Genomic DNA, 11,025 nt, shown 5'->3' on the forward strand with positions numbered 1-11,025 from the left:
GTACTTGTTTTATGGCCAACATCCTTAGCTGTTTTGCTTATTTTATGACCAAGGGTACTGTCCTTATGAGTTTGTGCAATAACCGGCGACATCATAAATGATCCGGCAGCGAATATTGCAATCCTGAATAGATTTTTCATGGTAAGTAAATTGAGTTATTAATAAAATAACTAACTCAATTTTTCTGCCAAAATCTTCATTTCAATTACCGGCGAGCGTTTCTGGTACAAAATAGCATAAACGGCATCGCAAATGGGCATATTTACCTTGTACTGTTTGTTAACCTGCTGTAGGCAATTTACTGCATAATATCCTTCGGCTATCATATTCATTTCCAGCTGGGCCGATGTTACCGTATAGCCTTTGCCTATCATATTGCCAAAAGTGCGGTTACGGCTAAACTGCGAGTAGGCAGTAACCAACAGATCGCCCAGGTAGGCCGATTCCTTAATATCGCGGTTAATGGGGTGTACCTCGGCAACAAACCTTTCCAGCTCGCGTATGGCGTTTGAGATCAGCACCGCCTGAAAATTATCGCCGTAGCCTACGCCATGGCAAATACCGCCCGCTATAGCATATACATTTTTTAAAACAGCGCCCCACTCGGTGCCATAAATATCGTCAGATACAATGGTTTTGATGTAACGGGTATTAATCATGCCTGCAAATTCGGCAGCCAGGGCGGCGTCGCGCGATGCTATGGTGAGGTATGATAGTTTTTCAAGCGCCACCTCTTCGGCATGGCAAGGCCCGCTAATTACCACAAAGTCATCAAAAGAAACACCCATTTTCTGGTTCAAAAACTCCCCGATAATTAAATTCTCATCGGGTACAATACCCTTTATTGCCGACACCATTTTTTTCCCGGCTAAATCTTCGGCGGTAATGCCCGTAAGCGCTTCTTTCAAAAAGGCGGCCGGTACGTTTAGTAAAACGAAATCAGCAACGTGTATAAGCGATTTCAGATCGCCGGATATGTTTTCTTTAGGCAGTTTAATTTCAACCGAGCTTAAATAATGGGGGTTGTGCCCAAATTTGTGCAGGTGCTCAACTGCCTGCGTGTTACGCATCCACCAAAAAACTTCCTTTTCGGTAGTATTATCAGCCAGCATTTTAACATTAGCTGTGGCCCAGCTACCTCCGCCAATAACGGCTATCTTTTTCTTTTGATTTAACATTAAGTAGAATTGCCAGGTTTTAATTGACATGGCAAATTAATGAAATATTATTTGTTTTGGACGAAGGACTTTTGGATGAAGGACTTTTGGATGAAGGACAAAGGACTTTTAGACGAAGGACAAAAGATCAGGGGACGAAGGTTAAATTAAATTAGTTAAGTTTGTTTATACACGTATTACATTTAATACCGTCATTGCGAGGCGCGAAGCAATCTCTAACTTTACAGAGCGGCTCTGTAGGTCGGGGATTGCTTCGTGCCCCGCAATAACGGGTTCAGAAAAACGGAACCTATGAACCCATCAGCCAGGAAAACATTTAACGCAGGTTTTACCAACCAAAAATATCAGCACTTTTTAGATAAACTTAACAGCGGCCTGCACTCGCCGGTTGCTTTCCGTGTGGCCGAAACACCCGTTTTACTTACTGCCGGTTTCAGGGATAAGCTGATGACTGCAGGCGATGATATTATCGCCACAATTTTACAACCCGGTTTTAAACAGCTTACCCAGCGTGCCATTCCCGATAAATGGCAGGTTGCTAATGAGAATGATCATCCGCATTTTATTGCCCTGGATTTTGGGATCTGTAAAGACGAGGCAGGCAACATAGTACCCAAACTAATAGAGATGCAGGGCTTTCCCTCGCTGTATGGCTTCCAGGTTTTGCTGGGTGATACTTATAAAGAAGTTTTTGATATAGCCGATGACCAAACCACCTATTTTAACGGACTTGATAAAGTTAGTTACCTCGATCTGTTAAGAAAAACCATTGTAGGCCCCCATCTGCCCCAAGAAGTGGTACTAATGGATGTGAACGCGCCTGAACAAAAAACGGCTGTGGATTTTTATCTTACCCAAAAATACCTGGGCATAGCCGTAATATCATTAAGCGACCTGGTACAGGAAGGAACGCAGCTTTTTTACAAGCTTAATGGCGAAAAAAAACAGGTTAAACGCATATACAACCGCCTGATTTTTGATGAGATAGATGGCGATGATATTTTATTTGACAAAGTGGTTGATATAAGGCAGCCGCTTGATGTGGAATGGATAACCCATCCTAACTGGTTTTACCGCATCAGTAAATTCACTATGCCCTTTTTAAGCGGCAATTATATTCCCGAAACACAGTTTTTGCACAAGGTAGATCAAATACCTGCCAACCTGGAAAACTATGTCCTGAAGCCTTTATTCTCATTTGCCGGACAGGGTGTTATTATTGATGTTACCGCGACCGACATCAGCAATATTACCGACCCGGAGAACTGGATTTTGCAGCAAAAAGTAAATTACGAGCCCGTAGTGCAGGCTCCAGACGGCGATGTAAAGGCCGAGATAAGGCTGCTATACTTATGGCCCAACGGCGATGCAAAGCCCACATTAGCCATAAACCTGGCCCGGTTAAGCCGCGGAAAAATGATTGGCGTACGTTATAATAAAGATTTTGATTGGGTAGGCGGAACAATTGCCTTTATGCCGCGTTAAACTATACACGATTAATTGCGTCTAAGCATATATATTAAAAATTAAGTATTTTTGCATCATGAATGTCCAGGTAATTTTAGTTATAATTCTTTTTACCGCCGCAGTGTTTTACATCGGTAAAATGATGTATAAAAGCATTACAGCAAAAAAAAGCTGTGGTGGTAATTGCAAGTGCGGTGTTGATTTTTCGGATATAGATGCCGGTAAATCAAACAAATAACCGGCAATAGCCATTCATGATATCTTCATTTGTTACCCATACTTTTAACCAAAAAGTAATTTCACTTAATGTCTTCAAATAAGCAAATTTTTCAGGCAGAATCACCCGGCAGATGGAACCGCTTTAAGTGGCTCAGTCGTGTGCTGCTTGCCGTACTTATAGTTGGGATAATAGCCGTAATAGTCACTATTAAATCAACGTATTACCCCAATCTGCCAAACCTCGACCCGGCGCCAAAAAAAATGTCGAAGGAGGAGCTTGAACAGATAAAAAAATCAACCAAATACAGGTCATTCAAAATACAAAAAGGCGAAATTGAAGCCCTTGAACGTGCAAAACGGATACACCAGCACAAGCACCCCAACAATAAAGACAGGCTAAATGTCGCATTTTACCGCCCATGGGAGCCACAGGCATATTATTCGCTTTTGGACAATATGCCCAGGCTGGATATGGTGGTAAGTGAGGGTTTTTCTATATTGCCCGGCGTAGATACCGTTGTAACCAAAGTTGATACCGGCCTTATAAACGTAAATAAAAAGTACAACAGGCCAATTATACTCACCTTATCAAATTACGTTAACGTAAATAACCAAACAGGCGGATATGACAGTAAGGATGTTGAGCGCATTTTTAAAAGCCCCGTTTTGCGTACAGGGTTTATCAACAGTATAACAAATGCCCTTACGAAATATAAATTCAAGGGTATAAATGTTGATCTTGATGAAATTAAGGATCGCAACAGCAAAAATTATATTGCCTTTCAAAACCAGCTTTATAAAACATTAAAGGCAAAAAACTTCCTGGTTACACAAAATGTGGTGCCCGAAGATGAATCTTATGATATTTCAAGGCTGCAGCATGTTAACGATTTCCTTTTCATTATGGCTATTGATGAGCATAATGAAGTAAGCAATGCCGGCGACTTATCAAACCAGCACTGGGTTGAACAGATCCTGGATGACGTATGCAGTAAAGTGCCCAGCGAAAAAATTATTTTAACTTTTGCAGCAGGCGCGTATGACTGGCGGGAAAGCAGTGTAGGTAAATCCATAGGCTATCAACAGGCTATCAGTACGGCCGAAGAGAACCAAAGCAAGATCACCTTTGATTCAACTTCGGCCAACTCGCATTTTACCTATATGGATAAGGACAGCCTTGACCATACCATTTACTTTGCCGACGCCGCTACCAACTTTAACGTTATCCGAATGGCCGATGACTGGGCAACCGGTGGTGTGGCATTATGGCGGATGGGTACCGAGGACCCGAGGCTATGGTCGTTCTTCCAGAAAAACCTGTCTATTGATTCGCTGCGTAAAACCGGCGTCGACTTAAAAAAGTTAACCTCTGTAGGTTTAAATAACCGTAAAAACGTAGAGTATGATGGCGATGGAGAGGTACTCGACCTGATTACAACACCCCAAACGGGAGAAATTGCCGTAAAGCTTGATACCACCAATTTTAATATAACCTATCAGCAATATAAAAAGCTGCCTACCAAATACATGATCCGTAAGTATGGTTATAAGCCCAAAAAGGTGGTTTTAACCTTTGACGATGGGCCTGATCCCGACTATACACCACGTATTTTAGATATCCTTAAAAAAGAAAAAGTTCCGGCCTCCTTCTTCGTGGTAGGCTCTATGGCCGAAAAAAACATAGCCATCCTTCGGCGCATTTATGAAGAGGGCTACGAAATTGGTAACCATACCTTTTTCCATCCCGATATTTCAACTGTTAGCCTTGATCGTGTTGTATTGGAACTTAATGCCACCCGCAAAATCATCGAATCGGTTACGGGCCGCAGCACCATACTTTTCCGTCCGCCGTTTAATGCTGATGCCGAGCCGGAAACGCTTGCCGAGGTTATACCGGTTGCCGAAAGCCGCAGGCAAAGTTATATCACCATCGGCGAATCTATCGACCCCTGGGATTGGCAGCCCGGTGTAACAGCCGATAGTATTATTGCACGCACCATAAGGCAGGCCAATAATGGATCAATGATATTACTGCATGATGCCGGCGGCGATACCCGTGAAGAAACCGTAAAGGCATTGCCTGCTATAATTCATTATTTTAAAACGCACGGCTACCAGTTTACTACCATTGCCGATGTGCTTGACAAAACCAAAGACGACCTGATGCCCCCCATAAAAGATGACCACACAGGAATTTTTGGCCCGATGTATGATTTTACTATACATAGCTATTACTATATCAACTGGGTATTGATCTATGTGTTTCTATCGGCCATATTCCTGGCAATCGGGCGTATTGTATTAATTGGCATACTGGCGGTAAGACAAAACATCGAAAATAAAAAAACAACAAAGTTAAGGGGCGACAATATTCCTCTGCCGGCGGTAAGTATCATTGTACCGGCCTATAATGAAGAGGTTAATGCCGTTGCTACCATACAAAGCCTGTTAAAAACCGAGTATCCCGCGTTCGAGATCATTTTTGTAGATGACGGATCGCAGGATAAAACATTTGCGGTAGTAACTGCGGCTTATGAAAACAATCCGCTGGTTAAAATATTAACCAAACCAAACGGCGGTAAGGCATCGGCCTTAAATTTTGGTATTACCCATGCCAATAGCGATTTCGTGGTTTGTATTGATGCCGATACCCAGCTTAAAACCGATGCTGTTTATCACCTCATGAGCTACTTTACCGATGAGGAAATCGGCGCGGTTGCAGGCACGGTAAAAGTTGGTAACGAAACCAATATCATTACCCGCTGGCAATCAATAGAATACATTACCGCCCAAAACATGGACCGCCGCGCTTTTGATCTCATCAACAGCATAACCGTGGTGCCTGGTGCTATTGGCGCGTTCCGTAAATCGGCTATTTTCCGTGCCGGGGGCTTTACTTATGATACCCTTGCCGAAGATTGCGACCTCACTATGCGTATCCTGAAACAGGGCTATATCATAAAAAATTGCGCCGAGGCTATTGCTTATACCGAAGCACCCGAAACTATCAGCATGCTGTTGAAACAACGTTTCCGCTGGAGCTTTGGGGTAATCCAAAGCTTCTGGAAAAACCGGGACGCGCTGTTCAATAAAAAATATAAATTTTTTGGGATGGTAGGAATGCCCAACATCCTCATTTTCCAGATCATATTGCCGCTATTCTCGCCATTAGCCGATTTGATGATGATTTTTGCGCTGTTTGGCGAAAAGCCGGAGAAGATGCTTATTTATTATGCAGCCTTTGTGGTTATCGATTTTATTGTGGGCATCATCGCCTTCCGCATGGAGAAAGAGGATTACAGGAAACTCATCTACATTATACCGCAGCGATTCCTTTGGAGGCAGCTCATGTATTACGTACTGTTCAAATCTATCAGGCGGGCATTAAAAGGCGAGCTGAGCGGATGGGGTGTATTGAAGCGTACGGGTAACGTGAAGGTGGAAGCAGAAAAAATTCAAAAGTAAAAAGGGAAACTCCGAACCCCGATTTTAATACTCTAAAAAATGGTGTTGTTGGCGATGTTCAGCGGCACCATTTTTACTTTATAAGGCAATCCCCTGAAGATTCACGACGAAACATAAAATGGGGTAATCTTACTAATCCCGCTCAATCAAACAAACCGCGTAAGCCACAACGCCTTCCTCGCGGCCTATAAAGCCTAATTGCTCGTTGGTGGTAGCTTTAATAGATATATCATCCTCACTGATAGAGGCCGCTTTGGCAATATGCGTTTTCATAGCCGGGATGTGCGGATTTATCTTGGGGGCCTCCAGGCATACCATAGCATCTATGTTGCCAATGCTGAACCCTTTTTCTTTTATTAACACAACAACTTGCTGCAACAGGATAAGGCTGCTGATACCTTTCCACCGGTTATCTGTATTAGAAAAATGAAACCCTATATCGCGCAGGTTGGCGGCGCCAAGCAGTGCATCGCAAATGGCGTGCAGCAATACATCAGCATCCGAATGACCATAGGCCCCTGCATGATGCTCCAGGTTAACTCCTCCTAAAACAAATGGATGCTGCTCTTTTAACTGGTGAACATCAAAACCAAAACCTACTTTTATTTTACCCATTACCGTTTAGATACATTTGAGGTACCGCCAAAATTTGCCGATAATGTAAAACGAAGCGTATTAGCAAGGGGGCTGTTTTGCTGGCTGGCTGCCAGGTACGAAAAATCGAACTGAAAAACATCGTATTTAACACCAAAGCCAAGGGTTACATAACGCCTGTTGCTTTTATTTGGGTTTTCATACAAATAGCCGGCCCTTAAAGCAAATTGATTATTATACCAATATTCGGCACCCGGAGAAAGGCTGTATTCTTTCAATTCCTCTTTAAAACCTCCCGGAGCATCACCAAACGACTGGAAAATACCCGAAGGCACCGATACATCATCATTTTTACCACTTATTATAACACCATCTGCATCCCTTATAGGCGGGGAAGGCGTTAGCTGCTTATTTATATCAAAGGCAACGGTTATCTGGTTGTTTTCATCAAGGTTCCAGGTATTGGCAACGCCGAATTTTAAGTTAGCAGGTAAAAAATATTTAGGTCCGTTATCGCTGTAACTTATCTTTGTCCCAATGTTTGATATATTGGCGCCAAAGGCAAACAGGTTGTTGTCGCCGTATGGAGCTTTATAAAACATAGATACGTCAGCAGCAAAAGCATTCCCTGCCCTCCCGGTTTGATTTGACCCGGCAGTAGCAAATGACACGCTGGATATACTGGAATGAATATAACGGCCTGTTAAACCCAATGAAAAATTATCGCCAAACTTACGGGCATAGGTAACATCCAGCGAAAATTCATTCGGGGTATAAGTACCCTGGTCGTTAGTATTATCATCTGTTAGCTGCAACGATCCATAATTAAAATAACGCAGCGATGCCCCAAGCGTATTACGATCATCTATTTTGTGCGCATAACTAAGATACGACAGGCTTATATCCGGAACCAAACGCCTTAACCATGGGCTATATGAAAGCGATAACGCATCATTACTTTCTATAAACGCAAGTTTTGAGGGGTTCCAGAAACTGGCATTAACATCTGGTGACAAAGCTACACCTGCTTCGCCCATAGCACCCGAGCGTGAATCGGGCGTGAGGTTTAAGAAGGGCACCTCCACCCGTGAGATGCTTGTTTGCGCTATAACAGCAACAGGCAGTAAATAAACAATTACGAACAGAATATAGCGAAAGGTAAAAAACTTCATTGGGTGCAATTTAGCTTTAATATTTTAATTGATAAATATACGTTCTTAATTTACTTGGATTTTTTAAAGGGATGTTTTAAATTACAATCGGCAAAAAAAAACAGAATACTGTAACTAATATTACCAATATTCCGTTAAAACAACCGATAATTGTTTGATTTATTTAGAATAATGGGCTGTCTGCATTAGCTTTATACCCATTTTTTTCTAAATTTACGTCATTAATATATTTGTAAAATTATGAAAATACTTTTTACTAAAACTGCTTTAGTGCTGGTGGCTGCAAGTGCATTGGTGAGCAGCTGCAGTAAACGCCCGCAATCGTCAAAAACGGGTTTAACTTATAATGACAAAAACAATGGCGGTTATGAGCGCTACAGGAAAGTCCACCCATCACCAGGCCCCGGTCTGGTTCCTATTGAGGGCGGTACTTTTGTAATGGGCGGCAGTGCAGATCAGGATGTTACTTATGATTACAACAACGTTCGCCGCCGGGTAACCGTTCCATCGTTTTATATGGACGAGACTGAAGTATCTAACCAGGATTGGCTGGATTACCTGCACTGGATCAACATCACCTTCCCCCAGGATCATGAATTGTACTACAATGCCGTACCTGATACTTTGGTTTGGCGTAAACCACTATCATATAATGACCCATATGTAGATAACTACCTGCGCCACCCTGCCTTCCAGGATTATCCGGTTGTAGGTGTTACGTGGGATCAGGCACAGGAGTATTGCTCCTGGCGTACCGATCGTACCAACGAAAATATTTTACGCGAAACAGGAAGATTAGTTGCCTGGAAAGACCAGAATGGCAAAGGTAAAAATGCCGCGCCTGCTGCTACAACAGCATCAGGGCAACCTTTTAATACTGATATTTATCTGAACGGACAAATACAGGGGCAGGGCATTAATGGTAAAAAAATGTTGCCAAACCTAAGCCCCAATGCGGCGGCGGGTACCGGCAAAAATAACAAGCCAGTACGTCCTGTACGTATGGAGGATGGTATTTTAAAACAGGGATACCGCCTGCCATCAGAGGCCGAATGGGAATATGCTGCATTGGCTTTGGCCGGTAATACCCAATTTGAAAACATCGATGATGGTAAAATGTACCCATGGAACGGAATGGGTGTACGTTCTGCTAAAAGCAAAACACGAGGCTTGATTTTGGCCAACTTTAAACGTGGCAATGGTGATAACGCGGGTGTTGGCGGTTACCTGAATGATAAGGCTGACATTACTGCACCCGTACGCTCATACGCTCCAAATGATTTTGGCTTGTATAATATGGCCGGTAATGTTAACGAGTGGGTACAGGATACTTACCGCCAAACTTCATTTGAAGAATTTGAGGATTTTAACCCTTTCCGTGGTAACCAGTATGCGAATAAACGTTTGGCCGATCCAACAAAAGGATTATATGCAAAGGATAAATATGGCAAACCAATTAAAGATCCTGCAGTATCAAACAAAAAGCTAAAATACGCCGATCTTATAGCTTTGCAACAGGCACAACAAAACCCTAATACGGTTAATAATGCTGCCAACCCAAATGCAGTGCCAACTGCTCCTGGTARCGCGGCACCGGCAATTCCAAATGCAACAGATCCTTTATCACCCAAAAATTCGGGCAAGAAATACGATCCTGATTTCAGGGGCGAAAGAGATACGGTGAATACCGCGCTTTATGGTACTACAACATTGGTTAACAACCATTCAAAAGTGTACAAAGGTGGTTCATGGAATGACCTGGCATTCTGGCTAAACCCATCCACCCGCCGCTTTTTGGACGAGGATGAAGCAAGTGCCCAGATTGGTTTCCGTTGCGCAATGACATTGGTAGGTGCGCCAGAAATTTATCCAAATGGTAAACCACATTATGGTGTTAAAAAAGCAAAGCCTTTTAAAGCTAAATAAGATCCAATTTTAAACTTAAAATACAAGGCCGTTCAGTGATGAATGGCTTTGTTTGTTTAAGGAAGAAACTATTTTAAGGTGAAAAAATGAAACTGAAATAGCACTTATCTTGCTAAAGCACCAACCATCCAATTATCTGTGCTATAATTAAACCAAGAGATATCCTCTATAGAACACCAATCGTATTGTTTAAAAACGTTTAAGCTGCTTAACTTATACTATTAATACATTTTAACTCTTAACTGCCAACAATAACCGAAAAAGGTGTTGACTTTTAAATTTAAAGCAGACAATTTACAGCATTCCCTGCCCAATCTAAGTATCCGCATAAGTACTTATCCATTAAATTATATGGATTCTTTAACTGAATAAGCAGTGAAAACCTTCCCGTAATTGCAAATGCAGGATACCAACTAAAAAGGCAATAAAAAAACCCCGGAGATTTAAAGCACCGGGGTTGATATGTTTGGATGGAATAAATTAATTGTAACCTTCGTTTTGTACTAAGTTTTTGTTAGCATTCATTTCCTGCAACGGAATAGGGAACACCAGTTTAGGCGAATTCCAATCCAATGCACCAGCTTTCTGTTTTAAACGCTTGGCATCATGCAAAAAGAATCCACCCTCAAAAGCAAGTTCACGCAGTCTTTCTTTATATACATCGGCAAGTGTAACAGATGCAAAATCGTCTAAGCCGGCCCGGTTCCTTATTACGTTAATATCCTGCAACGGTGTCGCAGAGCCAATCCTGGTTGTTAAATGAAGGTTTGCTTCGGCACGGATAAGGTACATTTCGGCAAGCCTTATAATACGTACGTTGCCATATAGGTTATCAAATTTATCAACCCTTAATGATCCGTCAGAATCCTCGTTATAAACAGCAAGGCGTTGGTCGTCTGCCTCAAAATTATCAAGAAAGCTCTCCTTTAAGTAAATATCGCCACGGCCACCGTAGTCAGCTGATCCGTAAAATGTATTCAGGTCATTTACACCCTGCTGTGAAG

Annotated in this window: 8 protein-coding genes; 4 read left to right on the top strand and 4 right to left on the bottom strand. The window is 42.3% G+C overall.

Features of this window, described 5'->3' with window-relative positions:
• Positions 1-170: 170 nt before the first annotated feature.
• Complete coding sequence (locus AC1DPZ_RS15345; protein ID WP_477404876.1) at positions 171-1,178, bottom strand: NAD(P)H-dependent glycerol-3-phosphate dehydrogenase; 1,008 nt, start codon at positions 1,176-1,178, stop codon at positions 171-173.
• Positions 1,179-1,469: 291 nt separating this feature from the next.
• Between AC1DPZ_RS15345 and AC1DPZ_RS15350 the strand changes: the two genes are divergently transcribed.
• The 3 genes from AC1DPZ_RS15350 to AC1DPZ_RS15360 all read left to right on the top strand — a co-directional run bounded on the left by AC1DPZ_RS15350 (position 1,470) and on the right by AC1DPZ_RS15360 (position 6,329).
• On the top strand, positions 1,470-2,663 hold the full coding sequence (locus AC1DPZ_RS15350) for a hypothetical protein (RefSeq protein WP_477404878.1): 1,194 nt from the start codon (positions 1,470-1,472) through the stop codon (positions 2,661-2,663).
• A gap of 58 nt (positions 2,664-2,721) precedes the next feature.
• A complete protein-coding gene (locus AC1DPZ_RS15355) occupies positions 2,722-2,883 on the top strand; it encodes a FeoB-associated Cys-rich membrane protein (RefSeq protein ID WP_477404880.1) in 162 nt (53 codons plus the stop codon).
• 68 nt (positions 2,884-2,951) lie between these two features.
• The gene (locus AC1DPZ_RS15360; RefSeq protein WP_477404882.1) at positions 2,952-6,329 is read left to right on the top strand and encodes a trifunctional glycoside hydrolase family 18/polysaccharide deacetylase/glycosyltransferase family 2 protein; all 3,378 of its coding nucleotides are present in this window, start codon (positions 2,952-2,954) and stop codon (positions 6,327-6,329) included.
• A gap of 132 nt (positions 6,330-6,461) precedes the next feature.
• Here the strand turns inward: AC1DPZ_RS15360 and ispF are convergent, their stop codons facing one another.
• Together ispF and porV are read right to left on the bottom strand one after the other, a co-directional pair.
• A complete protein-coding gene (ispF, locus tag AC1DPZ_RS15365) occupies positions 6,462-6,944 on the bottom strand; it encodes a 2-C-methyl-D-erythritol 2,4-cyclodiphosphate synthase (protein ID WP_477404884.1) in 483 nt (160 codons plus the stop codon).
• Positions 6,944-8,095: a type IX secretion system outer membrane channel protein PorV gene (porV, locus tag AC1DPZ_RS15370; RefSeq protein WP_477404886.1), complete on the bottom strand. Its 1,152-nt coding sequence runs from the start codon at positions 8,093-8,095 to the stop codon at positions 6,944-6,946. The genes ispF and porV overlap by 1 nt, the downstream gene beginning before the upstream one ends.
• 240 nt (positions 8,096-8,335) lie before the next feature.
• Here porV and AC1DPZ_RS15375 point away from each other — a divergent pair, with 240 nt between their 5' ends.
• Entirely contained in the window at positions 8,336-10,021 is a 1,686-nt protein-coding gene (locus AC1DPZ_RS15375; protein WP_477404888.1) for an SUMF1/EgtB/PvdO family nonheme iron enzyme, read from the top strand.
• 480 nt (positions 10,022-10,501) lie between these two features.
• Here the strand turns inward: AC1DPZ_RS15375 and AC1DPZ_RS15380 are convergent.
• Positions 10,502-11,025 (bottom strand): RagB/SusD family nutrient uptake outer membrane protein (locus tag AC1DPZ_RS15380; protein ID WP_477404890.1); only part of this gene is annotated, 524 nt, incomplete at its 5' end.

This window comes from Mucilaginibacter sp. P4_G9 (genome assembly GCF_056400985.1).

Coding starts and splice junctions, on each gene's coding strand:
- AC1DPZ_RS15345 (WP_477404876.1), bottom strand. CDS start 1,178: ATGTTAAATCAAAAGAAAAAGATAGCCGTTATTGGCGGAGGTAGCTGG.
- AC1DPZ_RS15350 (WP_477404878.1), top strand. CDS start 1,470: ATGAACCCATCAGCCAGGAAAACATTTAACGCAGGTTTTACCAACCAA.
- porV (WP_477404886.1), bottom strand. CDS start 8,095: ATGAAGTTTTTTACCTTTCGCTATATTCTGTTCGTAATTGTTTATTTA.
- AC1DPZ_RS15355 (WP_477404880.1), top strand. CDS start 2,722: ATGAATGTCCAGGTAATTTTAGTTATAATTCTTTTTACCGCCGCAGTG.
- AC1DPZ_RS15360 (WP_477404882.1), top strand. CDS start 2,952: ATGTCTTCAAATAAGCAAATTTTTCAGGCAGAATCACCCGGCAGATGG.
- ispF (WP_477404884.1), bottom strand. CDS start 6,944: ATGGGTAAAATAAAAGTAGGTTTTGGTTTTGATGTTCACCAGTTAAAA.